The 22,643-nt window shown below is 68.2% G+C and carries 22 protein-coding genes; 14 read left to right on the top strand and 8 right to left on the bottom strand.

All coding sequences use genetic code 11. The features are described 5' to 3' along the window. Positions 1–6: 6 nt before the first annotated feature. The gene (locus tag H7F51_RS03320; RefSeq protein ID WP_185662786.1) at positions 7–852 is read right to left on the bottom strand and encodes a pyruvate, water dikinase regulatory protein; all 846 of its coding nucleotides are present in this window, start codon (positions 850–852) and stop codon (positions 7–9) included. 346 nt (positions 853–1,198) lie between these two features. On the opposite strand from H7F51_RS03320, the gene hemE reads away from it, so the two are divergent. The 5 genes from hemE (at position 1,199) to rho (ending at position 5,094) form a co-directional block, all read left to right on the top strand. Then, positions 1,199–2,230: a uroporphyrinogen decarboxylase gene (gene hemE, locus H7F51_RS03315; protein WP_185662785.1), complete on the top strand. Its 1,032-nt coding sequence runs from the start codon at positions 1,199–1,201 to the stop codon at positions 2,228–2,230. Between the two features lie 194 nt (positions 2,231–2,424). Further along, the gene (locus H7F51_RS03310) at positions 2,425–2,649 is read left to right on the top strand and encodes a hypothetical protein (protein ID WP_185662784.1); all 225 of its coding nucleotides are present in this window, start codon (positions 2,425–2,427) and stop codon (positions 2,647–2,649) included. Positions 2,650–2,868: 219 nt separating this feature from the next. Then, positions 2,869–3,312: a CopD family protein gene (locus tag H7F51_RS03305; RefSeq protein ID WP_185662783.1), complete on the top strand. Its 444-nt coding sequence runs from the start codon at positions 2,869–2,871 to the stop codon at positions 3,310–3,312. Beyond that, positions 3,313–3,702, top strand: a complete 390-nt coding sequence (locus H7F51_RS03300; protein ID WP_185662782.1) for a hypothetical protein — start codon at positions 3,313–3,315, stop codon at positions 3,700–3,702. It begins immediately after the preceding gene. Positions 3,703–3,837: 135 nt separating this feature from the next. Then, complete coding sequence (gene rho / locus H7F51_RS03295; protein ID WP_185662781.1) at positions 3,838–5,094, top strand: transcription termination factor Rho; 1,257 nt, start codon at positions 3,838–3,840, stop codon at positions 5,092–5,094. Positions 5,095–5,358: 264 nt separating this feature from the next. Here the strand turns inward: rho and H7F51_RS03290 are convergent, their stop codons facing one another. Further along, positions 5,359–6,057 (bottom strand): dienelactone hydrolase family protein, encoded by a 699-nt coding sequence (locus H7F51_RS03290; protein WP_185662780.1) that lies wholly within the window; start codon positions 6,055–6,057, stop codon positions 5,359–5,361. A 118-nt stretch (positions 6,058–6,175) separates the two neighbouring features. Between H7F51_RS03290 and H7F51_RS03285 the strand changes: the two genes are divergently transcribed. From H7F51_RS03285 to H7F51_RS03260, 6 genes are all read left to right on the top strand, one after another. Further along, positions 6,176–6,418, top strand: a complete 243-nt coding sequence (locus H7F51_RS03285) for a DUF6489 family protein (protein WP_185662779.1) — start codon at positions 6,176–6,178, stop codon at positions 6,416–6,418. A 37-nt stretch (positions 6,419–6,455) separates the two neighbouring features. Further along, positions 6,456–7,733 carry a tRNA uridine-5-carboxymethylaminomethyl(34) synthesis GTPase MnmE gene (gene mnmE / locus H7F51_RS03280; protein WP_185662778.1) on the top strand — a complete coding sequence of 426 codons (1,278 nt, stop codon included), beginning with the start codon at positions 6,456–6,458 and terminating at the stop codon, positions 7,731–7,733. Between the two features lie 73 nt (positions 7,734–7,806). After that, a complete protein-coding gene (gene mnmG, locus H7F51_RS03275) occupies positions 7,807–9,657 on the top strand; it encodes a tRNA uridine-5-carboxymethylaminomethyl(34) synthesis enzyme MnmG (RefSeq protein WP_185662777.1) in 1,851 nt (616 codons plus the stop codon). Beyond that, positions 9,654–10,301: a 16S rRNA (guanine(527)-N(7))-methyltransferase RsmG gene (gene rsmG, locus H7F51_RS03270; RefSeq protein ID WP_185662776.1), complete on the top strand. Its 648-nt coding sequence runs from the start codon at positions 9,654–9,656 to the stop codon at positions 10,299–10,301. Before mnmG ends, rsmG begins: the two co-directional genes overlap by 4 nt. After that, positions 10,298–11,074, top strand: coding sequence for a ParA family protein (locus H7F51_RS03265; protein ID WP_185662775.1), 777 nt, complete (start codon positions 10,298–10,300; stop codon positions 11,072–11,074). Before rsmG ends, H7F51_RS03265 begins: the two co-directional genes overlap by 4 nt. Continuing rightward, positions 11,071–12,048: a ParB/RepB/Spo0J family partition protein gene (locus H7F51_RS03260; protein ID WP_185662774.1), complete on the top strand. Its 978-nt coding sequence runs from the start codon at positions 11,071–11,073 to the stop codon at positions 12,046–12,048. The genes H7F51_RS03265 and H7F51_RS03260 overlap by 4 nt, the downstream gene beginning before the upstream one ends. Before the next feature lie 63 nt (positions 12,049–12,111). Here H7F51_RS03260 and H7F51_RS03255 read toward each other — a convergent pair whose 3' ends face one another. Then, positions 12,112–12,774, bottom strand: coding sequence for a glycine zipper 2TM domain-containing protein (locus H7F51_RS03255; protein ID WP_246447698.1), 663 nt, complete (start codon positions 12,772–12,774; stop codon positions 12,112–12,114). A 191-nt stretch (positions 12,775–12,965) separates the two neighbouring features. Between H7F51_RS03255 and H7F51_RS03250 the strand changes: the two genes are divergently transcribed. After that, the gene (locus H7F51_RS03250) at positions 12,966–14,429 is read left to right on the top strand and encodes a PQQ-dependent sugar dehydrogenase (protein ID WP_185662772.1); all 1,464 of its coding nucleotides are present in this window, start codon (positions 12,966–12,968) and stop codon (positions 14,427–14,429) included. A 205-nt stretch (positions 14,430–14,634) separates the two neighbouring features. On the opposite strand, the gene H7F51_RS03245 is transcribed toward H7F51_RS03250, so the two are convergent. Beyond that, positions 14,635–15,456, bottom strand: coding sequence for an ATP-binding protein (locus H7F51_RS03245; RefSeq protein WP_185662771.1), 822 nt, complete (start codon positions 15,454–15,456; stop codon positions 14,635–14,637). Between the two features lie 71 nt (positions 15,457–15,527). On the opposite strand from H7F51_RS03245, the gene H7F51_RS03240 reads away from it, so the two are divergent. Continuing rightward, positions 15,528–16,475, top strand: a complete 948-nt coding sequence (locus tag H7F51_RS03240) for an L-threonylcarbamoyladenylate synthase (protein WP_185662770.1) — start codon at positions 15,528–15,530, stop codon at positions 16,473–16,475. 59 nt (positions 16,476–16,534) lie between these two features. Here H7F51_RS03240 and H7F51_RS03235 read toward each other — a convergent pair whose 3' ends face one another. The 4 genes from H7F51_RS03235 to H7F51_RS03220 form a co-directional block, all read right to left on the bottom strand. Further along, positions 16,535–17,068, bottom strand: coding sequence for a CarD family transcriptional regulator (locus H7F51_RS03235; RefSeq protein ID WP_185662769.1), 534 nt, complete (start codon positions 17,066–17,068; stop codon positions 16,535–16,537). A 392-nt stretch (positions 17,069–17,460) separates the two neighbouring features. Further along, the gene (gene fdxA, locus H7F51_RS03230; protein ID WP_185662768.1) at positions 17,461–17,799 is read right to left on the bottom strand and encodes a ferredoxin FdxA; all 339 of its coding nucleotides are present in this window, start codon (positions 17,797–17,799) and stop codon (positions 17,461–17,463) included. Further along, entirely contained in the window at positions 17,796–18,125 is a 330-nt protein-coding gene (locus H7F51_RS03225) for an RNA-binding S4 domain-containing protein (RefSeq protein WP_185662767.1), read from the bottom strand. The genes fdxA and H7F51_RS03225 overlap by 4 nt, the downstream gene beginning before the upstream one ends. 9 nt (positions 18,126–18,134) lie before the next feature. Further along, positions 18,135–20,849 carry a helicase-related protein gene (locus H7F51_RS03220; protein WP_185662766.1) on the bottom strand — a complete coding sequence of 905 codons (2,715 nt, stop codon included), beginning with the start codon at positions 20,847–20,849 and terminating at the stop codon, positions 18,135–18,137. 191 nt (positions 20,850–21,040) lie between these two features. Between H7F51_RS03220 and H7F51_RS18865 the strand changes: the two genes are divergently transcribed. Next, on the top strand, positions 21,041–22,642 hold the full coding sequence (locus tag H7F51_RS18865; protein ID WP_185662765.1) for a peptidoglycan DD-metalloendopeptidase family protein: 1,602 nt from the start codon (positions 21,041–21,043) through the stop codon (positions 22,640–22,642). Position 22,643 lies beyond the last annotated feature (1 nt).

Here is a 22,643-nt window from a genome sequence, read left to right as displayed (position 1 = left end):
CTGCCTTCAGATCGGTTTCGCGCCAGACCCGGGGCCTTCGCCGCTGGCGCGGTATTCGTGGTAGAGCTTGATCACCGCCGCGGCGGTTTCCTCGATCGAGCGGCGGGTGACGTCGATCACCGGCCAGCCGTTGTCGGCGAACAGGCGCCGGGCGAACTGCACTTCCTTGGCCACCCGCTCGGTATCGACATAGTCGGTGACGGGAGACTGGTTGAGCGAAAGCAGCCGGTTGCGCCGCACCTGCACCAACCGCTCCGGCGCGGTCGTCAGGCCCACCACCAGCGGGCGGCGCAGCGAATAGAGCACGGTCGGCGGCGGGCTTTCCACCACGATCGGGATATTGGCGACCTTGTAGCCGCGATTGGCGAGATAGATCGAAGTCGGCGTCTTGGACGAACGCGACACGCCCGCCAGCAGGATGTCGGCCTGCTCCCAGTCCTCCCAGGCCACGCCGTCATCGTGCGCGATGGTGAACTGGATCGCGTCGACCCGCGCGAAATAGGCGTCGTCGAGCATGTGCTGGCGCCCGGGCCGGGCCTTGGCCTGAACGCCCAGCATGTCTTCCAGCACCGCGGTCACCGCGTCGAGCGCGGGCACGCTCGGCAGGCCGAGCGCGCGGCAGCGGTCTTCCAGCCGGTGCCTTGTCTCTGCATTGACGAGGGTAAACAGGACAAGGCCGGGATTGGCCGCGATTTCGCCAAGGATCCGGTCAAGATGCTGCTGCGAGCGGACCATCGGCCAGAAGTGCCGGATCACGTCGGCATCGTCGAACTGGGCGAGCGCGGCCTTGGCGATCATCTCCAGCGTTTCGCCGGTGGAATCCGACAGAAGATGGAGATGAAGCCGCGTCATGTCCGTCCTTGGCTGGCTGTGGAGAGGCCCGGTGAGAGGCCCTGTGGATATGGGCGGGCATAAACCACGGGAGAGCGCCGCTGACAACTTCGGGGCTTGATTCCATCATCGATTCCGGCCGTTCACCCCGGCACTTGTGGACATGTGGATAGGGCTTCCCACAGGCTGGGGACAACCGGGATAACTCGTCGTTGACTCAGACGGCTTCGGGATTCGCAACCCACGCTCCCCCTGTTCAGGTCGGGACAATTCAGGCAAGGGCGCGCAATCCCCGGTTTCCACAGGGCCAACAGCTCTCAGAATCCTAATTTAAAGACTCTATTTGTTTTGGATTGGACCCAAATCGATGCCTGGCCTGCTTCTCGACACCCTGCGCGGAACCAATGCTCGGCAGCGGCCGGTCTGGCTCATGCGGCAGGCGGGGCGCTATCTCCCGGAGTATCGCGAACTGCGGGCGAAAAAGGGCGGATTCCTCGCGCTGGTCTATGATCCGGAAGCCGCGGCCGAGATCACGCTCCAGCCGCTGCGCCGGTTCGGATTCGACGGAGCCATCCTGTTTTCCGACATCCTGATCGTGCCCTATGCGATGGGCCAGAATCTGGAATTCCTCGCCGGCGAAGGCCCGCGCATGTCGCCCCGCCTCGCCGATGCCGCGCTGAGCGGGCTGGAACAGGCCCCTGAGCGCCTCGAGCCGATCTACCGGACCGTGGAGCTGGTCCGCGCCGCTCTGGCCCCTGAGCAGACCCTGCTGGGCTTTGCCGGCAGCCCCTGGACCATCGCCACCTACATGGTCGCCGGCGAGGGCAGCCGAGACCAGCACGAGACCCGGGCCTATGCCTATCGCGATCCCGGCGCCTTCCAGCAGATCATTGACGCGATCGTGGCCACGACGGTCGACTATCTCGAGGGACAGGCGAAGGCCGGGGCCGAGGCGGTCCAGCTGTTTGATTCCTGGGCCGGCAGCCTTGCCCCGGCCGAGTTCGAGCGCTGGGTGATCGCCCCCAATGCCGAGATCGTGCGGCAGCTGCGTGCGCGCTGTCCCGGCCTGCCGATCATCGGCTTTCCCAAGGGCGCCGGCGAAAAGCTCCCCGCCTATGCCCGCGAAACCGGGGTTGACGCGCTCGGCCTCGACGAGACGATTGACCCCGTGTGGGCCGCGCGGACCTTGCCGGAAAACCTGCCGGTCCAGGGCAACCTCGATCCGCTGCTGATCCTCGCCGGGACCGACGAGATGGAGCGCCAGGCCGTGCGCGTGCTCGACGCTTTCGCCGGGCGCCCCCACGTGTTCAACCTCGGCCACGGGATCGGCCAGTTCACTCCGATCGAACACGTCGAACGCCTGCTCAAGGTCGTGCGCGGCTGGGAGCGGCAGGCCTGATAGCGGCTTTCGGCCCGAATCCCCCGCCGGTTTCCTTTGCCATCCCCCTGCCGAGGGCGTAAGGGCGGGCCATTGCCGTGCCGTCTGTCGCATCCGGTGACTGAGAGACCTAGCGTGCTCCCGCGATAGTGGAGCAAGGCCATGTCCGTCCCCTCTTTTCCGTCCACCGCTCCTCCCGCGTTCGGGGTGGCTGCATGAGCCGCGCCATGAATATCGCCCTGCCCGAGGGCGAAGTAACCAGCCGGTGCCAGAAGGCCGGAGTCGTCATCAGCGCGATCGAGCCCCTGCCCTCGGGTGGCACTCACCTCGTCTGCCTGACCAGCGAAGGCGCCGAGCAGATGCGCTCCGAATTCAAGGCCAAGCTGCTGCTGGGCAAGGTCAAGCGCCTGCCGTTCTACGTCCCGCCCAGCCGCTGGTAGGAAATCCGCTTCCTGGTTTTCTCCGCGAAGCGGATTGGACGTTCCAGGAGCAGGCAGTAGTTTGCGCGGGGCCATTTCCCCAGGAACATTTCCTTGTTCCTCAGCTCTCTTTCCCGCGCTTCGCTCAAGATTGGCAGCGGAGTCCGCTTGCCGCCGGGCTTTCGCCGCTGCATGAACCGGCACGTTCCCACCGGCGCCGCGCTGCGCTAACGTGTCTTCATGCAGCAGGTTCTTGCGATGACCTATCTCTGGCTCAAGGCGGGCCACATCATCTTCGTGATCTTCTGGATGGCGGGGCTGTTCATGCTGCCGCGCTATTTCGTCTATCATCAGGAAGCCCTGCCCGGCTCGCCGGAAAACGCGCTGTGGATCGATCGTGAGCGCAAGCTGCTCGGGATCATCATGTGGCCTTCACTCGCGGTGGTCTGGGTGCTGGGCCTTGCCCTGGCCATGACCACGGGGGCCTTCGCCCAGGGCTGGTTCCATCTCAAGCTGGCGGTCGTGCTGGCGCTGACCGCCTATCATGTCTGGCTGGCGCGCTATGCCCAAGCCCTGGCGCGAGGCGAACGGCGGCTGGGCGGTAAGCAGCTCAGGATGCTCAATGAAGTGCCGGGGATCGCGGCGGCGATAATCGTCGTGCTGGTGGTGGTGCGGCCGTTCTGAATGGCCGCGGTTCTGGTCCCTGCCCTGGCAAGCGTTTTGGCCATGGCCGTCGCCGCGCCGAAACCGGTGGACGATGCCGACCTGCGCTGCGTGGCGGCGGTTGCCGCGATGATCGGCACGCTGGATGAGAACAAGGCCGATCCCGAGGTGGTGTCGGGCCTTACCGCGATCTTCATGTACTATCTCGGCAAGGTTGATGCCCGCTATCCCGGCCTTGACTATGCCGCGATCCTGACCGCGCTGTTGAGCGCCCCGGGCTATGATCGCCAGCTCCCGGTCGACCTGCGCCGCTGCGGGGGCGAGGCCGAGGAACGCGGGGCCATGCTCAAGGATCTGGGCGAGCGGATGAAGTCCGCCGTGCCGCTCAATCCGGCAACGCGTCCCGGTTGACCTCGGCCCTTCACGGCCCTATTTCACGTCCCGTCTCCCGGCATGGGTCGGTGCCTTTCGCGCGCCGCCCGGGTCTGCTTTCTCCAAGCCCCTCGACCAGCCGGCCATCCGACCCGAACTACCGGAAAAGCACAGATGCATCTGAAAGAACTCAAGAAAAAAACCCCCGCCGAACTGGTCGAAATGGCCGAAGAGTTTGGCGTCGAAGGCGCCAGCACGATGCGCCGCCAAGACCTCATGTTCGCCATCCTCAAGGAAGTGGCGGAAGACGGTGAAGAGATCCACGGCATCGGCACGATCGAAGTCCTGACCGACGGTTTCGGCTTCCTGCGCAGCCCCGAGGCGAACTACCTCGCCGGGCCCGACGACATCTATGTCTCGCCCAACCAGGTCCGCAAATGGGGCCTGCGCACCGGCGACACGGTGGAAGGCGAAGTTCGCGCCCCCAAGGACGGCGAACGCTATTTCGCGATCAACCGCCTGATCAGCGTCAACTTCGACGATCCCGAGGCGGTCCGCCACCGGGTGAATTTCGACAACCTCACCCCGCTCTATCCTGACGAGCGCCTGAAGCTCGACACGATCGACCCGACGGTGAAAGACAAGTCGGCCCGGGTGATCGACCTGATCAGCCCCCAGGGCAAGGGCCAGCGCGCCCTGATCGTCGCCCCGCCGCGCACGGGCAAGACCGTGCTGCTCCAGAACATCGCCAAGGCGATCACCGACAACCACCCGGAAGTTTTCCTGATCGTCCTTCTGATCGACGAACGCCCGGAAGAAGTGACCGACATGCAGCGCTCGGTGCGCGGCGAGGTCATCTCCTCTACCTTTGACGAGCCGGCCACCCGCCACGTGCAGGTCGCCGAAATGGTGATCGAAAAGGCCAAGCGCCTGGTCGAACACAAGAAGGACGTGGTCATCCTGCTGGACTCGATCACCCGCCTCGGCCGCGCCTACAATACGGTCGTGCCCAGCTCGGGCAAGGTCCTGACCGGCGGTGTCGACGCCAACGCCCTGCAGCGCCCCAAGCGCTTCTTCGGCGCGGCCCGCAACATCGAGGAAGGCGGCTCGCTCTCGATCATCGCCACGGCCCTGATCGATACCGGCAGCCGCATGGACGAAGTGATCTTCGAAGAGTTCAAGGGCACCGGCAACAGCGAAATCGTGCTCGACCGCAAGGTGGCCGACAAGCGCATCTTCCCCGCGCTCGACGTGGGCAAGAGCGGCACCCGCAAGGAAGAGCTGCTGGTCGAGAAGGCCAACCTCGCCAAGATGTGGGTCCTGCGCCGCATCCTCATGCAGATGGGCACGGTCGACGCGATGGAGTTCCTGCTCGACAAGATCAAGGACACCAAGACCAACGAGGACTTCTTCGCGAACATGAACCAGTAAGGGTTCAAGCCGCGCAGCAGCCTGACAAGAGGGGCCCGGACCGCAAGTCCGGGCCCTTTTTCGTTCCGCGAATCGGCTTCAGAATTTCTGAAAGAACAAGGATTTATGCAGGGTTTAATACCCCCTCACCCCATCAATGTCGGGCCTTGCACGATCATGCAGCGCCGCCCAGTCAGGCAAAGCAGGACAATTAACGGGGTCTGGGGCGATGGCCCCCGGGACAATTTTCTTTTCAAGAATATCCTGCGCTTCGCGCATGTCGCCTCAGGCGAGGTTCTCCGCGAAAAACGCTGTCGTCCGCTCGTCCGCCAACCTCGCCGCAGCCTCATTGCGGCGCAGGCCCATCTCGGCGGCAAAACCGTGGTCGAGGCCGACATAGTCCCACAGGGTAACGTGTCGGTTCGGCCCCAGCCCTTCGTGCACGGCGGCCTGCTGCTCGGGTGGAACGAAACCATCGTTGGTGGGGATGTGCAGCATGAGCGGGCGGGCGATGGCGTGGCTCTCGTTCAACATGCCGGCCACTCCAACCGGATAGTAGCCGACTGAGGCGTCGATGTCAGTGCGGGTGGCGGTCTGGTAAGCGATCATCCCGCCCATGCAGAAGCCGACGAGGCCAACCTTGGCCACTCCGGCCTCGCGCCGGATCCAGTGGATCGCCGCTTCGACGTCGCGGATCCCCGCGGCGAAGTCATGGCCGTTCATATAGGCCAGCGCCTGCTGGAATTGCTCGGGCACGTCCGCGTCGAGATCAATCCCCTCGTCCTGCCGCCAGAACACTTCGGGCGCGAGCGCGAGGTAGCCTAGGCTGGCCCAGTGATCGGCCTTGCGGCGGATGCCGGGGTTCACCCCGAAGATTTCCTGGATCACGATGATCGCCGCGCGCGGCTCGCCGTCCGGCCGGGCGAGGTAGGCCGGGAATGTCGCGCTGCCTTCCAGGGTCGGGATGCGGACGGTTTCAGCCATGACACTCTCCTCGGCGGCTCTTGCGATCGGGAGGCCTTCTCTGGCCCCTTGGATGGACTTTGCCAAGCCCGTGTGCCAGCCTTCGCCGTATGGTGGTCCGAGCGGAGGTTGTCCGGCTATGAAAGTGAACGTCGAAGTCGAATGCACGCCGGAAGAGGCGCGCCGCTTTCTCGGCCTGCCCGATGTCACCAAGGCGAACGAGGCCTATGTCGAGGCCGTGCTCAAGGCGATGCAGGGGGTCGGCAATGTCGAGCAGCTTCACGCCATGACCAAGCAATTTGCCCCGATGGGCGAGATGGGAATGAAGTTCTTCCAGCAGTTCATGGACGCGTCCATGCTGGGCAAGAAGAAGGGCGTTTGAGACACTTTGCCGCCTGCCTGCCGATTTGCGGACTAATATGACTGATACGATCTTTGCCCTGTCGAGCGGGAGCCCTCCCGCCGCGATTGCCGTGGTGCGGATCAGCGGGCCCGAGGCCGCCGCGGCACTGCGCCTTCTGGCGCGGCGCCTGCCCGAGCCGCGGCGGGCGGTCAGCGCCACCTTGCGTGATCGGTCGGGCGGGATGCTCGATCGGGCCTTGGTCCTGTGGCTGCCGGGGCCCAGCACGGCCACCGGCGAGGATACGGCCGAGCTGCACCTCCATGGCGGTCGGGCCGTGGTCGTGGCGGTGGAGCGGGTGCTGGAACAGGTCCCGGGCCTGCGCCGGGCCTTGCCGGGTGAATTCACCCGCCGCGCCTTTCTCAATGGTCGGATCGATCTGGCCGAGGCGGAGGGCCTCGCCGACCTGCTTCAGGCCGAGACCGACCTGCAGCGCCAATCGGCCCTCGCCATGGCCGAGGGGCGCTTCTCGCGTGAGATTTCCGCCTGGCGGGAACAGCTGCTGGTCTGCTCGGCCGAGGTCGAGGCCGTGCTCGATTTTTCGGACGAGGACGATGTGGCCATGCTGCCGCCGCGCTTCACGTGGAACCTTGAGGCGCTGCGCGACCGTATTTCCCGTCAGCTCTCGCGCCCCAGTGCCGAGACGCTGCGCGAAGGCTTTCGGGTCGTCCTGGCCGGGCCGCCCAATGCGGGCAAGTCCACCCTGTTCAATGCGCTGGTCGAGAGCGAGGCGGCGATCACCTCGCCCATGGCCGGCACGACCCGCGACGTCCTGACCCGGACCGTGGCCCTTGGCGGCGTCCCGTTCCAGTTCTGCGATACGGCCGGCCTGCGTGAGGAGACCGGCGACATGGTCGAGCAGATCGGGGTCGAACGCGCGCGCGGTGCGCTTGATCGGGCCGACCAGGTGCTGTGGCTGGGCGAGGCCGAGGAGTGTCCCGAGGGTGCCTGGCTGATTGCCGCGCAGTGTGACCGGGCCGTCGCCATGCCGTCGCCAAAGGCCCGCCACCGGCTCTCGGCGGTAACGGGCGAAGGGCTCGATGGCCTGCGCGAAGACCTCGTCGGCACCGCGCGTGCTGCCCTGCCCCGGCCCGGCGAAACCGCGATCAATGCCCGGCAAGCCCGCCTGCTGCGCGATGCCGAGCAAGCCCTCTCCGGGGCCGTGACCTTGTCCGATCCCCTGTTGATCGCCGAGCACCTGCGCCTCGCCCGGGTCGCCTTCGATGCGCTGCTCGGACGGACCACGACCGAGGACATGCTCGATGCCTTGTTCGGCCGCTTCTGCATCGGCAAGTGAAGGGCCAGTTGTTTCACGTGAAACAGTGCCGCGCTCTGGACCGTCCCGGTCAATTCCTGTATGCGCCCCGCCCATGCATCAGTTCGACATCATCGTCGTAGGCGGCGGTCACGCTGGCTGCGAGGCGGCCGCCGTCGCCGCGCGGATGGGCGCCTCGGTTGCGCTGGTCTCGTTCGACCTTGCGATGATCGGGGCGATGAGTTGCAACCCGGCGATCGGCGGGCTCGGCAAGGGCCACCTCGTGCGCGAGGTCGATGCCTTCGACGGCCTGATCGCGCGCGCCGCCGATGCCGGTGCGATCCACTACCGGATGCTCAATCGCTCCAAGGGCAGCGCAGTCCAGGGCCCACGGGTCCAGGCGGACCGCACGCGCTTCAAGGCGGCGATCCAGCACCAATTGCGCCGGCACCAAAATCTCACCCAGGTCGCCGGCGAGGCTGCGGCGCTGCGGATCGAAGCCGGCCGGGTCGTTGGTCTGAACCTCGCCGACGGTACTGAACTGGCGGCCCATGCCGTGGTCCTGTGCACCGGCACCTTCCTGGGCGGCACCCTGTTTCGCGGCGAGGAGCGGCTCGTCGGCGGGCGGATCGGCGAGGCTTCGGCCCAGGTCCTCGCCCGGCAACTGCGCGAGGCAGACCTTCCGATGTCCCGCCTCAAGACCGGCACTCCGCCCCGGCTCGACGGTCGGACGATCGACTGGAGCCGCCTGGAGGAGCAGCCCTCCGATCCCGAGCCGTGGACCATGTCGGCCATGGGCGGGGGCAAGCGGATCAACCCGCAGGTGTTCTGTGCGATCACCCGGACCAATCCGCGCACCCATGACGTGATCCGCGCCAACCTCCACCGCTCGCCCCTGTTCACCGGGGCGATCGGCGCTTCGGGCCCGCGCTATTGCCCTTCGATCGAGGACAAGATCCACCGCTTTGCCGACCGCGACGGGCACCAGGTCTTCCTCGAACCGGAAGGGCTCGACGATCACCTCGTCTATCCCAACGGGATCAGCACCTCGCTGCCGGCCGAGGCCCAATTGGATCTGCTGCGGACGATGGACGGGCTGGAACGGGTGGTCATGGCCGTGCCGGGCTATGCGGTGGAATACGATCACATCGATCCGCGCGCCCTGCGCCACAGCCTCGAACTGCGCGACCTGCCGGGGCTCTACTGCGCGGGCCAGATCAACGGCACGACCGGTTATGAGGAAGCCGCCGCCCAAGGGCTCGTCGCCGGAATGCACGCCGCGGCCGAAGTGCTGGGCCGCGCCCCGCCCGCGCTCGACCGGGCCAATTCCTACATGGCCGTGATGATCGACGACCTCACCCTGCACGGCGTGAGCGAGCCCTACCGGATGCTCACCGCCCGCGCGGAATATCGCCTGCGCCTGCGCGCGAACAATGCCACCACCCGCCTCACCCCGCTGGCGCTCGAAATGGGTGCGCTGGGCGCGGAGCGCGCCGCGTGGTTCACCCACCGCAGTGAGCAGCGCGCCGCGCTCGAAGGCCAGCTTGACCGTGAAGCCGGCGCCGGTGAACTCGTCCGGGCCGGCCTCCCGGTGCGCACCGACACGGGCCGGCTGCCCTTGCGCGAATGGCTGCGCTTCGCCGGGGTCACATTGGCCGACCTGGCGCCGTGGCTCGCAGGCCCCCTGCCCGCTGACGCCGAGCTGATCGAAGAGGTGGCCGAAGATGCCGCCTATGCCCCTTACCTCGCCCGGCAGGACAGCGAACTGCGCGAGCTGCGCGCGAGCGAAGCCCTGTCGCTCGGTGATGACTTCCCCTATGCCGCGATCCCCGGCCTCTCGCGCGAAATGGTCGAGCGACTCCAGCGCGCCCGTCCGGCCACGCTGGCCGCAGCCGGCCGCCTTCCCGGGATCACGCCCGCCGCCCTCGCCGCGCTTCTCGTTCACGCCCGGCGGCGCGCGGCATGATCACCTCCGAGGCGGAAGCCCGCGCCTGGATTGCGGCGCGGCCCGAGGGCGACTGCGTCGCGCTCGAGCGGCTGGAGCGACTGGCGGCGCTGCTCGCTGAGGAGAACCTCCGGCAGAACCTCGTCTCGGCCGCCAGCCTGCCCCAGACCTGGCAGCGCCACTTTGCCGACAGCGCGCAGCTGCTCGCCCACGTTCCGACCGCGCAGGCGGGACCGTGGCTCGACCTTGGCACCGGCGCCGGATTCCCCGGTCTTGTCATTGCGGTGCTCCAGCCCGAGCGCGAAATCGTCATGGTCGAATCGCGCGCGCGCCGGGTGGAGTGGCTCAGCCGCGCCGCCGAGACGCTGGGCCTCGCCAAGGCAAGGGTGATCGGCAAGCGTCTCGAACTGGTCGAATCCTTTCCGGCGGCGGCGATTTCCGCGCGCGCTTTCGCTCCGCTCGACCGGCTACTCGAACTATCCGCACGATTTTCCACAAGCGACACGATCTGGCTGTTGCCCAAAGGGCGCTCGGCGCGGGATGAAGTGAATCGCCTGACCGGGTGGAATCACCTGTTTCACGTGGAACAATCCCTCACCGATGCCGAGGCCGGCATCGTGGTCGGGACCTTGCCGGGCAGCAACAAGAAGGCGCGCACCAGATGATCCGCATCGCGATTGCCAACCAGAAGGGCGGAGTCGGCAAGACCACGACCGCGATCAATGTCGCCACGGCCTTGGCCGCGACCGGGTGGAAGACCTTGCTGATCGACCTCGATCCACAGGGCAATGCCTCGACCGGCATTGGCATCACCGCCGCTGAGCGCGAACGATCGACCTACGACATTCTGGTGGACGGCATGTCGCTGGCGGAATGCATTATCCCGACCCGTATTCCCAACCTGTCGATCGTCCCGGCCACGGTCGACCTGTCCGGCGCGGAAGTCGAGCTGGTCGGGGTGGAGGGACGAACCGATCGCCTGCGCCGTGCCCTGTCGGAAGACACCGGGCACGAGATCTGCTTCATCGACTGTCCGCCCTCGCTCGGCCTGCTCACGCTCAATGCCCTTGCCGCTGCCGATACCCTGCTGGTCCCGCTGCAGTGCGAGTTCTTCGCGCTCGAAGGGCTCAGCCAGTTGTTGCAGACGGTCGAGCGGGTCCAGCAGCGCTTTAACCCGCAGCTCGGGATCATTGGCATTGCCCTCACGATGTACGACCGCCGCAACCGGCTGACCGACCAGGTGGCCGACGACGTGCGCTCGTGCCTGCGCGAGCTGGTGTTCGATGCGACCATCCCGCGCAACGTCCGCCTTTCGGAAGCGCCGAGCCACGGCCTGCCCGCGCTCGTCTATGACCACACCTGCGCCGGCAGCCGCGCCTATATGGCCCTCGCCCGCGAACTGATCGGGCGCCTGCCCGCGCAAAGGAAAGCCGCATGAGTGACGATTCCGTGACCCCTTTTCCGGTGGCCCAGGTTGATGGCGCCGCCGCGCCCCTGCGCAAGAAGCCGCCGGCGCTTGGTCGCGGTCTCGGCGCCCTGCTCGGCGAAGTGCGCCGCGAGGAGCCGCTGGTTCCCAGCAGCCCCGGCGGCGCTCCGGCTCCCGCCCGGCTGAGCGGCCTTGCCTCGCTCGCCGTCGCCTCGATCGAGCCTCATCCTCAGCAACCGCGCCGTCATTTCGATGAAGCCGCGCTCGACGAACTGGCCGCCTCGATTGCCGCGCGCGGGGTGATCCAGCCGGTCATCGTCCGTCCGCTCGGCAATGGGCGTTACCAGCTGGTGGCGGGTGAACGCCGCTGGCGCGCCGCACAGCGCGCCCAGCTCCACGAGATCCCGGCACTGGTCCGCGACCTGTCCGAGCGCGAGGTCATGGCCCTTGCCCTGATCGAGAACATCCAGCGCGAGGACCTCAACCCGATCGAAGAGGCTCGCGCCTATCAGCGCCTGTCCGAGTCCGAAGGGATGACCCAGGCCGAGATCGCGCGAATGGTCGACAAGTCGCGCAGCCATGTCGCCAATTTCCAGCGCCTGCTCGCCCTGCCCGATCCGGTGCTCGAACTGGTCGAGACCGGTGCCCTGTCGATGGGCCATGCCCGCGCCCTGATCGGCCGCGACGATGCCAGCGAACTGGCCCAGACGGCGGTCGACAAGCAGCTCTCGGTGCGCGAGGTGGAAAAGCTGACCCGCCGCAAGCCCAAGGGCGAAGGCCATGCCGCCCCGCGCCGCGCGCGCAGCAACAGCCATGGCGAGGATGCGGACATCCTCGCCGTCCAAAATCATCTTGAGGAATTCCTCGGTCTCTCGATCCGCATCACCGCCGATGCCGATCCGGCTTCGGGCACGGTCGCGATCCGCTACAAGACGCTCGACCAGCTCGACCTGATCTGTCAGCGCCTGACCGGCGGCCAGATCTGACGAAAGCCCGGCCGGAGGGCCTCGATGCTCCTCCGGCCGCATCTATTTCGTTAAATCAAATACTTAAATCCTGATCCGCTTGTCCGGCACGCGCCGCGCAGGCGCACGCGGCGGAATTCGCCGGGTCGCGCGCGGCTGCGGCTCGTCGATCTCCTCGGTCACCACTGTCTCGATGCACTTGCGCGCCGCGGCGCCCCCGGCCGGGACCATCATCACCGGAACCATCGTCATCGTGTAGCCGGGCGGAACCGCGTAGCCCGGAGGCAGCATGGCCATGCCGCCGTCCAGCATCTCGGTGCAGCGATCGCGCGCCCGCGGGGCATCTTCCGCCTTGTCGATGGCCGCCCCCGCCACGGCGCCGACCGCGGCGCCAGCCACGGTGCCCAGCACCTTGTCCCCAGAGCCGGCGATCGCATTCCCGGCGACACCGCCCACGATCCCGCCGATCACGGCCCCATCCACGCCATTGTCACTGAAGCGCTGGCGGCAATCGCGCAGCCACAGGTCGCGATCGAACGCTGGCGACTGCGGCGCGGCCTGATCGGGCATGGCCACGGTGTAGGGCGGCTGCCAGGCTCCAGGCCAGACGCCGTAAGTGCCGCCAAAGCCCCACGGCCCGACCACGGGCGGGGCCAGGATGGCGCTGCCGTGCGGATGGGCCTCGGCGGTGCCGGCGCCCAGCGCGCCAGCGGCAGTCAGGATGGCAAGCGCGGCGCGCAGACGCATGACAGGTATTCCCCGTTGGAGACCCGGCGAGAAACCGGGAATTAACCCGGAATTTAGCATCGTGGTGCGTGCAAAACCAAGCGTGGTCCCGGGCCTGTCCCGTTCTGGCGCAGTCCTCCGCGAAGGCCGTGCGCGGCCCGCTCCTGCACTGCCTTGTTGCCGCGCGGGCGCAGCAAGCCTATCCAACCGCGATGAACTCCATTCTTCGCAAGGCGCTGATCGCGCTCGGGATCGCCCTGGTTCTCGTCATCGGGATCGGGGCCTGGCTGTGGCATGGCAATCCGACTGACCGCACCCTCGCGGCCAGCACCGGCAAATATCCGCAACTGGTTGATCCAGAGCCGGAAAAGTTTCCCACCATCGGCATTGCCAAGCCGATCGGTTGGCAGCCGGGCGAAGCGCCCACGGCCGCCGCGGGCCTGGCCGTCAACCGCTTCGCCGAGGGCCTCGACCATCCCCGCACGATGATCACCCTGCCCAATGGCGACGTCCTCGTGGCCGAGACGAACCGCCCGCCGAGCAAGGGCGGCGGCGGGATCACCGGCCGGATCATGAACTACTTCTTCGATCTCGCCGGCGCGGGGGTGCCTTCGCCCGACCGTATCCTGCTGCTGCGCGATGCCGACGGCAACGGCACGGCCGAGCAGCGCTTTACCCTGCGTGAAGGCCTCTCCTCGCCCTCCGGCATGGCCTTTGGCGGGGGCACCCTCTACATCGCCGATCACGACGCCGTCCTCGCCTTCCCCTACACCCTCGGGCAGACCGCGCTGACCGGCGCGCCGCACAAGATCATGGACCTGCCCCCCGGCGGCAACCACTGGATGCGCAACCTCGAACTGAGCCCCGACGGCAAGAAGCTCTACGTCGCGGTCGGCTCGGCCTCGAACATCGGCGAAAACGGGATGAAGGCCGAGGAAGGCCGCGCGATGGTCTGGGAACTCGATGTCGCCGCCGGGCGCCAGCGCCAGTATGCCGCCGGCCTGCGCAATCCCAACGGGATGGACTGGAACCCCGCGACGGGTGAACTGTGGACCGTGGTCAACGAGCGTGACCAGCTCGGCGGCGACCTCGTCCCGGATTACCTGACCAACCTGCCCATCGGCGCCCAGTACGGCTGGCCGTGGTTCTACTGGAAGGACAAGCAGGACGACCGGGTCAAGGACCCGATGCCCGAATATCTCAACGAATATGTCCGCAAGCCCGAATTCGCCCTCGGCTCGCACGTCGCCCCGCTCGGCCTGCGCTTCGCGATCGCCGGCAACCGGCTTGGCGCCGGCTTCGCCAACGGCGCCTTCGTCGCCCGCCACGGTTCGTGGAATCGCAAGCCCGCCGTCGGCTACGACGTGGTCTTCGTCACCTTCGATCCCAACGGCAACCCGCGCGGGCTTCCCGTCACCGTCCTGTCCGGCTTCCTCGCCGACAATGGCGGGAAGACCCGTGGCCGCCCAACCTGGCTGACCTTCGACAAGACCGGCGGCCTGCTCGTATCCGACGATACGGCCGGGATCATCTGGCGCGTGATCTCACCCACCGCCGCGCCCACCGCCGGGGTCAAGGCCGTGGTCACCGGACACATGCCGCCGCGCACCCAGCTCAATTCGGAAGCGGAAGCCATCGCCAGCTTCCGGCCCGATCCGGCGGAAGGGCAGAAGTAGGCGCGGCGAGGCAGGAATGATTCTGGGGCCATGGGCCCCAGACCCCTGACCGTCTTCCGATGCTAATGCCGCGCGGATGGCTACCCCGCGCACTGCCCGATCGCCGGAAGACGTTCTGGGGTGCAGGGGTATTAACCCCTGCATAAATGCCTGACATTGAGCCTGTCTGAGAAAGCCGCTTCGCGGGAAGACAGCCAACTTCGGATCAGATTGTGCGCCCGGCGCGCCCAGCCAGTTCGGTGACATAGTGCCAGGCTACCCGGCCCGAGCGCTGGCCGCGGCGCTTGGACCATTCCAGTGCGTCGGCTTCGGCGAAGGGCAGGCCATATTCTTCGGAATAGCCCGAGATGATCGCGAGATAGTCGTCCTGGCTGCAATTGTGGAAGCCGATCGACAGGCCGAAGCGATCGGCTAGGGCCAGGCGGTCGTCGACCGCATCACGCGGGTTGATCGGGTCGTCCTGCTCGGAAAGGTGGCGCGAGACGATGGCGCGGCGGTTGGCGGTGACGGCGAGGCGGACATTACCCGGCCGTGCCTCGACCCCGCCCTCTAGCCATGAGCGCAATTGGCGCGGCCCGGTCGAATCCCCGTCCTCGAAGCCGAGATCGTCGATGTAGACGAGAAAGCGGCGGGACAGGCGCCCCAGCAGGGTGAACAGCCCGGTCAGGCCGGAGAGGGCATCGGGGGCGACCTGGACGAGGGCGATCGCGCCGGGATGGGCGGCCTGTGCGGAAACGATCCCGGCCCGCAGCAGGGCCGACTTGCCCATCCCGCGCGAGCCCCACAGCAGCATGTCGTGCGCGGAATGGCCGGCGGCGTGCCGTTCGATATTGGCGACGACGGCCTCCTTCTGCGCATCGATCCCACGCAGCAGGGAAAGCGGGGGTGCGGCAAGGGCGCTCACGGTGCGGGCTCCGGCCCGGTCCCAGACATAGGCGGGCGCGGCGACCCAGTCGACCGGTGCGGCTGCGGGCGGAGCGAGGCGCTCCAGCGCGTCGGCGATGCGGAGCAGGGTCTGGTCGTTCATTCGGGCCTCGCTTGGCGGAATAGGCTGGGGGGTTTGGCTTTTTTGGGGTCCAGCGCCTATAGCCCCTGGCAATGAATGCTCACAACCGCCCACGGACCGTCCCCGCCGATTCTGCCGGCATCGCCGAGGCGGCGGCCCTGTTGCAGGCCGGCAAGCTGGTCGCCGTGCCGACCGAGACGGTCTATGGTCTTGCCGCGCGGGCTGACCGGGCCGAGGCGGTGGCCGCGATCTACCGCGCCAAGGGGCGGCCCGATTTCAATCCGCTGATCGTCCATGTGCCGTCGCTGTCCGAGGCTGCGGCCCTGGCCGAGATCGATGCGCGGGCCGAGGCCCTGGCGGCGCGGTTCTGGCCCGGGCCGCTGACCATGGTCCTGCCGCTCCGCGCGGGCACGGCCATTGCCCCGGCCGTCACCGCAGGCCTACCGACACTTGCCCTGCGCTGCCCGGCGCACCCGGCGATGCAGGCCCTGCTCGCGGCGGCCCGCCTGCCGCTAGCCGCGCCCTCGGCCAACCGCTCCGGCGCGATCAGCCCGACCACGGCGGCGCATGTCGGGCAAAGCCTCGGCCAAGCGGTCGATCTGGTGCTCGACGGCGGGCCGACCGCACAGGGCATCGAATCGACCATTGTCGCCCTGCGGCCGTCCGGCTGGTCCGTGCTGCGCCCCGGCCCGATCACTGCCGAGCAGATCGCCGAAGTCCTTGGCTCCGGCGGTGAGGCCGCGGCCCCCGGCGCGGCGATCGAGGCTCCGGGCCAGCTCGCCAGCCACTATGCCCCGGGCAAGCCGGTCCGGCTCGGTGCCGTGGCGGCGGAGGCGGATGAATTCCTGATCGGCTTCGGGGCCATCGCCGGCCACGCGAGCCTGTCGCCCGCCGGTGATCTCGCCGAGGCTGCCGCCCGGCTCTATGCCGCCCTGCACGAGGGCGCCGCCGCACAGCAGCCGCGCATCGCCATTGCCCCCATTCCCGAAAGCGGGATCGGCGCCGCGATCAACGACCGCCTGCGCCGCGCAGCCGCGTAACCTGCAAAGAAAAAGGCCGCCCCGAAGGACGGCCCTTTCGCACGAAACCTGGCCCCGCCTCAGGCGACCGGCGCGGCTTCGTAATACTTCGGCGCATGTTCGTTGAGGATCGCGAGGATCTTCTTGAGCGCGGCCGGTTCGTCGGTCTTTTCCATCGCGGCCAGTTCGCGCGCAAGGCGCGAGGAGGCGGCTTCGAAGATCTGACGCTCGGAATAGGACTGCTCCGGCTGGTCGTCAGCACGGAACAGGTCGCGGGTCACCTCGGCGATCGAAACGAGATCGCCCGAGTTGATCTTGGCTTCGTATTCCTGGGCGCGGCGCGACCACATGGTGCGCTTGACCTTGGGCTTGCCCTTCAGGGTATCGAGCGCTTCGCGCAGGGTCTTGTCCGAGGAAAGCTTGCGCATCCCGATCGCTTCGACTTTGTTCACCGGCACGCGCAGGGTCATGCGCTCTTTTTCAAAGCGGAGCACGTAGAGCTCCAGCTTCATGCCCGCGATTTCCTGTTCTTGCAGCTCGATCACCCGTCCCACACCGTGCTTCGGGTAAACGACGTAATCACCAACATCGAAGGCGAAAGCCTTGGCCGCCATGTATCGTCCTTTCATGCAGGATTTCAGCCGCCTGACCAGCCCCGGCCAGGATTCACGGAATTGAAGGGGCGAAAATCGCCACGGGGCACCGCCACGCGAAGCCCCCTTGAACAACCCGATTTGCTGTTATCCTGCCTTTCGTGATTCCTGCTGCCAATGGGCGGGCGCCCGGGCAGGTGTGGCCTATATAACACCGTGTGGATAAAATTTCCAGCCCTAAGGGCTAACGCATGTGCGAAGGCCCCCCATGCCCCTTGGGGCAGGAGGGTGAAGCTTTGCGTGATGCCAAAGGATTTCAGGCCTGAGTGCCGCGGATGCGGCAGTGCGGCATGTTGTCAGCAGCGGGGCCAGCGGGCGAATCGCCGCTTACCCGCTGCCTCCTCGGGCTGCGATCAGTCGCCCTCGCCGGGTTCGGCGGAGAAGTACTTGTCGAACTTGCCATCCTCGCCCTTGTGCTCGTCGGCATCGGGCGGGGTGTCGCGCTTGGTGGTCAGGTTCGGCCACTCGGCCGAATACTTGGCATTGAGCTCGAGCCACTGCTCCAGCCCGCTCTCGGTATCGGGCAGGATCGCCTCGGCCGGGCATTCCGGCTCGCAGACGCCGCAGTCGATGCATTCGTTGGGGTTGATGACGAGCATGTTCTCGCCCTCGTAGAAGCAGTCGACCGGGCAGACCTCGACGCAGTCCATATACTTGCAGCGGATGCAGGCGTCGGTGACGACATAGGTCATGGCGAAGGTTCCCCTTGGTGTTCCGGTCTATCGCTGTCGGGCGATGTTATCGCCGCTGCTATGGGATTTGCGGTCCCTGCGTCAAGCACGCGATAACACGCCTGCGCTTCCGGGGCCGGTCCGCGCCGCTCGGGCAGGGCGAGCAGCTCGATCACCTTGACGTGGCTGCGCAGCGGCAGGACCAGCACGTCGCCCTCACGCACTGCGGCGCTGGCGCGCTCGATCCGCCGCCCGTTCAGCCGGATGTGCCCCGCCGCCACCCATTCCTGCGCCGAGTTGCGGCTCGGCGCGAAGCGGAGGAACCAGAGCAGCTTGTCGATGCGCAAGCGCGCCTCTCAGACCCGGCCGACCAGCGCGGCGAGCGCGGCAAAGGCGCCGCCGCCCGCAGGTGCTTCCTCGCGCGGCGGGGCCGGGCGGGGCGGGCGCGGGCCCTTGGGCTTGTCCTTGCCGCGCCGGTCCTGGGTCGGTGCTTCGGCCTGCTTGCCGGGCCCGCGTTCATGGCGCTTGCCCTGATCGCGATGCTGCCCGCGCCCGCGCTCGCCATGACCCTGCTGCTCGCCGCCCTCGGCGCGCCGGGGCGGCCGCCAGCGGAACAGCGGCGGGGCCGGCGGCCCGAACACGCCCTCGCCCAGCGTCGGCGGAACCTGCGGAGCGAAGCCCGCGATCCGCAGCAGGTGCATGTGCGCTTCCGGGGTCAGCCCGGTCGAACGGGCCAGCGCCGGGTCGATCCAGAATTTGTTGCCGGCCGAGGCCGCGCGGCGGCCATGGGCCTCGCGCAGCAGCTTCTCGGCCATGTCGATGCGCAGGGCCTGCTTGTCGAAGCGGCGATAGCCGAGCGGCGCGCGGCCCCCGGTCGCGGGCAGGACCGGTGGCATTTCCGCGGCCACCTCGGGCAGGCGCACGCCGCGCATCGTCGCCAGCTCGCGCCAGGCGCCGAGCGCGGCGGGCTTGAGCATGGCCGGCATGAACAGGTCAATCGCGCCGATCCGCACGCCAAGCTTGCGCAGGCCGTCGCGCTGCTCGGGCTTCAGCGCCTCGAGCCCGGACCCGGCCCGCTCCAGCAGGCCGCCGCGCTCGGCAAGGCGAATCAGCAGCGCGCGCAGTTCCGGCCCGCCCGCCTCGGCGCGGCTCGCCTCGTCCACCGCCGCAAGCGGGGCGAGCACGGCCAGCTTTGCCGCCAGCCAGGCGTCGATCGCTTCCTTGAGCAGCTTGCGCTCGGCAGCCGGGATCGCCTCGAGCGCGGGCTCGAGCTTCACCTGCGGCGCCAGCAGGGCCTTGCCCGGTGCCAGCCGCGCCAGCACTTCGCGGCCATTGAGGATCGCCCCGCCGCTCAGTTCGAGCGCGGCGGTTCCGCCCGCGATCTCGCCCGCCAGCGCGCCCGCCCGCTCGGCGAACAGCTGCGGCAAGTGGCGCTCTGCCGCGGCGAACAGCAGCTTGTGGTCGCTATGGTGCGCCTCCGGATCGACCTTGAAGTGGAAGCCTTCGAGCTTCCCCAGCTTTTCCCCGTCCACCAACAGTACATTCCCTTCGAGTGTCACCGGCAGCAGGGCCGCATCGGGCCCCACCTTGCGCATCAGCACCGCCGTGCGCCTGTTCACGAACCGCTCGGTCAGCCGCGCATGGAGCGCGTCCGACAAGCGAGCCTCGACCGCGCGGGCCCGCGCGGCCATTTCCTCCCGCGCCAGCACCCAGTCGGGGCGCTGCGCGATATAGCTCCACGAACGGATCGCGGCGATCCGCCCCTGCAGCGTATCGATATCCCCGCCCGGATTATCCAGTTCGGCAATCCGGCTGGCAACGAAATCGCTGCCCAGATAGCCTCTGCGCAGGTCTTCCCACAAGCGTGCGACGAACCGGGCATGAGTGTCGGCGCCGTGCTGGCGGAAATCGGGCAGCGAACACGCCTCGCGAAACCGGGCGACGGCGGCGCGGCCGCGCACGCTGGCGGCGATCTCGGGGTCCTCGGCCAGCCGCCGCATCACCGCCAGGTCGATCGCCTCGGGCGCCGGGGCCAGCTCGGGCCGTTCGGGCGGGCGGGCCAGATCGTCGATCAAATGGTCCAGGCTGTCGAGTCGCGGCTGCGAATCGCGCCAGAAGATCTTGGTCAGCGGGGCGAAGCGGTGCTCTTCGATCGCCCAGATCTCTTCCTCGGTGAACTCGGCATCCATCCCGCCGGCGCCCGCCAGCGTGCCGAACGTCCCGTCGCGCTGGTGCCGCCCGGCGCGCCCGGCGATCTGGGCCATCTCCATCGGGGTCAGCCGCCGGTTGCGCACCCCGTCGAACTTCGAAAGGCCGGCGAAGGCGACGTGTGTCACGTCGAGGTTGAGCCCCATCCCGATCGCGTCGGTGGCGACGAGATAGTCGACCTCGCCCGACTGGAACAGCGCCACCTGCCGGTTGCGGGTCTCGGGCGAGAGCGCCCCCATCACCACCGCCGCCCCGCCGCGGAAGCGTCGCAGCATTTCGGCCACGGCATAGACCTGCTCGGCCGAGAAGGCGACGATCGCGCTCCTCGGGGGAATCCGCGAAAGCTTCTTGGCCCCGGCATGGCTCAGCGTGGAGAAGCGCGGGCGGCTGACGATCTCGGCCCCCGGCACGAGCGCGCGGACCATCGGCTCCATCACCGCCGAGCCGAGGATCATCGTCTCGTCGCGGCCCCGCGCATGAAGCAGCCGGTCGGTGAAGATGTGCCCGCGCTCGCGGTCGGCGGCCAGCTGCGCCTCGTCCAGCGCGACGAAGGACAGGTCCGGCCTGTCGCCATAGCCGAATCGGGGCATGGCCTCGACCGTGCAGAGCAGCCAGCGCGCGCCCTTGGGCTCGATCCGCTCCTCGCCGGTGATCAGGGCAACCTCGCTGGGCCCCTTGATCGCCACCACCCGGTCATAGACCTCGCGCGCCAGCAGGCGCAGCGGAAAGCCGATCGCGCCCGAGGAATGGGCGCAGAGCCGTTCGATCGCGAGGTGAGTCTTGCCGGTGTTGGTCGGGCCGAGCACGGCCAACACCTTGCCCTCGGCGCCGCGTGAAACAGGATGAGGCAGTCGATTGGCCATCGCTACCCCCGATCTGGCATCGCCCCTGTCCTCTCGCAAGGCTGCGGCGATGAATTGACCACAGCTGCGTCCGCGCGGCGGGAGCAAACAAGCTCCGTAAAAACGCGGCTTTAGGCTGGTGTTAACCGTTCGGGTGCAGGGTCGATCCCGTCGCACAGCGCGGAAAAACGCCCGCGCGCGACGGAGGGTACGTGTTCAGACCGCAAGAGGCAGAAGAGCAGGGCATGGCCCCGGCGCGCCGCATGGCGGCGGGCCGTGCCGCGTCCTTTGCCAATCCTGCCGCTTTCGCACGTCCTGTCGCGTGCGGCAGCGCCGTCCTCGACCTCACCGAACTTGCCCCGCCGGCCGATTGCAACCCCGGAAATTGGCGGGAACGCCTCGCCCGCGCCGATCTCGTCCCCGATCTGGCCGAGGATATCGGCTCGCGCCGCTGGTGGCGCGGCATGGGCACCCTGCTTGGCCTGATCGTGCTCGCCCTTGGCTTCTGGCCCGATTTCGCCCGGCTCGATGCCGCCCCCGCCATGGCGGTCGATGCCGCATCGGCCGAGGAATTCCGCGCCCAGTCGATCATGCCGCTCGCGCGCGGCGGCGAATCGGGCCGCCGCATGGGGCCGACCCGCGCCTACCGCGAAGTGCCCTTCGTGCCCGAGCGGGCCGAGATCGAACTGACCTCGGTCCTCTCTCCGGGCGACAGCCTCGCCCGCCTGTTCCAGCGCGCCGGTGCCGCATCGGACGATGCCGCCCGCGCCGAGGCCCTGATCGCCGCGCAGGCGGAGCAAGGCGGCATAGCCCCCGGCACCCGCGTCTCCTTCGTCCTCGGCCCGCGCCGGGCGCCGGGCGAGCCGCGCCCGCTCGTCGGCGCGCAGTTGCGCGCTCGGTTCGATCTCGCCCTCGCCCTGCACCGCGTCGGCGCCGCGCTGGCCCTGCAGAAGCTGCCGATCGCGGTCGACACCACCCCCTTGCGCATTCGCGGCACGGTGGGGGACAGCCTCTATCGCTCGGCCCGCGCCGCCGGCGCCCCGCCGCAGACCATCCAGGAATATCTCCAGGCGCTCGATGCCCACATCAGCCTCGAAGGCGATGTCCAGCCGGGCGATTCGTTCGATCTGGTCTTCGCAATGAAGCGCGCCGTCACCGGGGAAACCGAAGTCGGCAACCTGCTCTATGCCGGGCTCGATCGCGGCAGTGCCCCGGTCGCCGAACTGCTGCGCTGGGGCAATGACGGCGCCTTCTATTCCGCCTCGTCCTTCACCACCGAGTCCTGGGTGCAGGGCGGCGCGGGGATGCTGCTCCCGGTCAACGGCCGCGTCACCTCGTCCTACGGCCAGCGCTTCCACCCGATCCTCGGCTACAGCCGCATGCACGCGGGCGTCGATTTCGGCGCGCGCTGGGGCTCGCCGATCGTCGCCACGGCGGCGGGCGTGGTTTCCTTCGCCGGCTATCACGGCGGCCACGGCAACTACGTCCGGCTTGAACACGGCGGCGGCCTCGGCACTGGCTACGGCCACATGAGCCGCATCGCCGTCGCCCCTGGCGAGCGGGTCAGCGCGGGCGAAGTGATCGGCTATGTCGGCTCGACCGGCCTCTCCACCGGCCCGCACCTGCACTACGAGATGTATCGCAGCGGCCACACGGTGAACCCGCTCGGCACGGCCTTCGCCACCGTCACCCGCCAGGTCGATACCCGCGATCTCGATGCCTTCCGCGCCAAGCTGGTCCAGATGAAATCGCTGCGGACCGGCGCCGCCCTCGCCGCGGCCCCGCAGAAGATCCAGCGCATCGCCATGCGCTGAG

Source organism: Novosphingobium flavum (assembly GCF_014230315.1).
In the GTDB taxonomy this organism is placed as follows: Bacteria; Pseudomonadota; Alphaproteobacteria; order Sphingomonadales; family Sphingomonadaceae; genus Novosphingobium; species Novosphingobium flavum.
The sequence above is the reverse complement of the archived record's forward strand: the minus strand, read 5'-3'. Positions and strand labels throughout refer to the sequence as shown.

What these genes read in the sequence shown, in the direction of transcription:
- H7F51_RS03255 (WP_246447698.1), bottom strand. Translation starts at nt 12,774, where the DNA reads ATGCGTCTGCGCGCCGCGCTTGCCATCCTGACTGCCGCTGGCGCGCTG.
- H7F51_RS03305 (WP_185662783.1), top strand. Translation starts at nt 2,869, where the DNA reads ATGCAGCAGGTTCTTGCGATGACCTATCTCTGGCTCAAGGCGGGCCAC.
- H7F51_RS03220 (WP_185662766.1), bottom strand. Translation starts at nt 20,849, where the DNA reads ATGGCCAATCGACTGCCTCATCCTGTTTCACGCGGCGCCGAGGGCAAG.
- H7F51_RS03310 (WP_185662784.1), top strand. Translation starts at nt 2,425, where the DNA reads ATGAGCCGCGCCATGAATATCGCCCTGCCCGAGGGCGAAGTAACCAGC.
- rsmG (WP_185662776.1), top strand. Translation starts at nt 9,654, where the DNA reads ATGATCACCTCCGAGGCGGAAGCCCGCGCCTGGATTGCGGCGCGGCCC.
- H7F51_RS03240 (WP_185662770.1), top strand. Translation starts at nt 15,528, where the DNA reads ATGAATGCTCACAACCGCCCACGGACCGTCCCCGCCGATTCTGCCGGC.
- H7F51_RS03245 (WP_185662771.1), bottom strand. Translation starts at nt 15,456, where the DNA reads ATGAACGACCAGACCCTGCTCCGCATCGCCGACGCGCTGGAGCGCCTC.
- H7F51_RS03300 (WP_185662782.1), top strand. Translation starts at nt 3,313, where the DNA reads ATGGCCGCGGTTCTGGTCCCTGCCCTGGCAAGCGTTTTGGCCATGGCC.
- rho (WP_185662781.1), top strand. Translation starts at nt 3,838, where the DNA reads ATGCATCTGAAAGAACTCAAGAAAAAAACCCCCGCCGAACTGGTCGAA.
- H7F51_RS03250 (WP_185662772.1), top strand. Translation starts at nt 12,966, where the DNA reads ATGAACTCCATTCTTCGCAAGGCGCTGATCGCGCTCGGGATCGCCCTG.
- H7F51_RS03260 (WP_185662774.1), top strand. Translation starts at nt 11,071, where the DNA reads ATGAGTGACGATTCCGTGACCCCTTTTCCGGTGGCCCAGGTTGATGGC.
- hemE (WP_185662785.1), top strand. Translation starts at nt 1,199, where the DNA reads ATGCCTGGCCTGCTTCTCGACACCCTGCGCGGAACCAATGCTCGGCAG.
- fdxA (WP_185662768.1), bottom strand. Translation starts at nt 17,799, where the DNA reads ATGACCTATGTCGTCACCGACGCCTGCATCCGCTGCAAGTATATGGAC.
- H7F51_RS03265 (WP_185662775.1), top strand. Translation starts at nt 10,298, where the DNA reads ATGATCCGCATCGCGATTGCCAACCAGAAGGGCGGAGTCGGCAAGACC.
- H7F51_RS03320 (WP_185662786.1), bottom strand. Translation starts at nt 852, where the DNA reads ATGACGCGGCTTCATCTCCATCTTCTGTCGGATTCCACCGGCGAAACG.
- mnmG (WP_185662777.1), top strand. Translation starts at nt 7,807, where the DNA reads ATGCATCAGTTCGACATCATCGTCGTAGGCGGCGGTCACGCTGGCTGC.
- H7F51_RS03235 (WP_185662769.1), bottom strand. Translation starts at nt 17,068, where the DNA reads ATGGCGGCCAAGGCTTTCGCCTTCGATGTTGGTGATTACGTCGTTTAC.
- H7F51_RS03290 (WP_185662780.1), bottom strand. Translation starts at nt 6,057, where the DNA reads ATGGCTGAAACCGTCCGCATCCCGACCCTGGAAGGCAGCGCGACATTC.
- H7F51_RS03285 (WP_185662779.1), top strand. Translation starts at nt 6,176, where the DNA reads ATGAAAGTGAACGTCGAAGTCGAATGCACGCCGGAAGAGGCGCGCCGC.
- mnmE (WP_185662778.1), top strand. Translation starts at nt 6,456, where the DNA reads ATGACTGATACGATCTTTGCCCTGTCGAGCGGGAGCCCTCCCGCCGCG.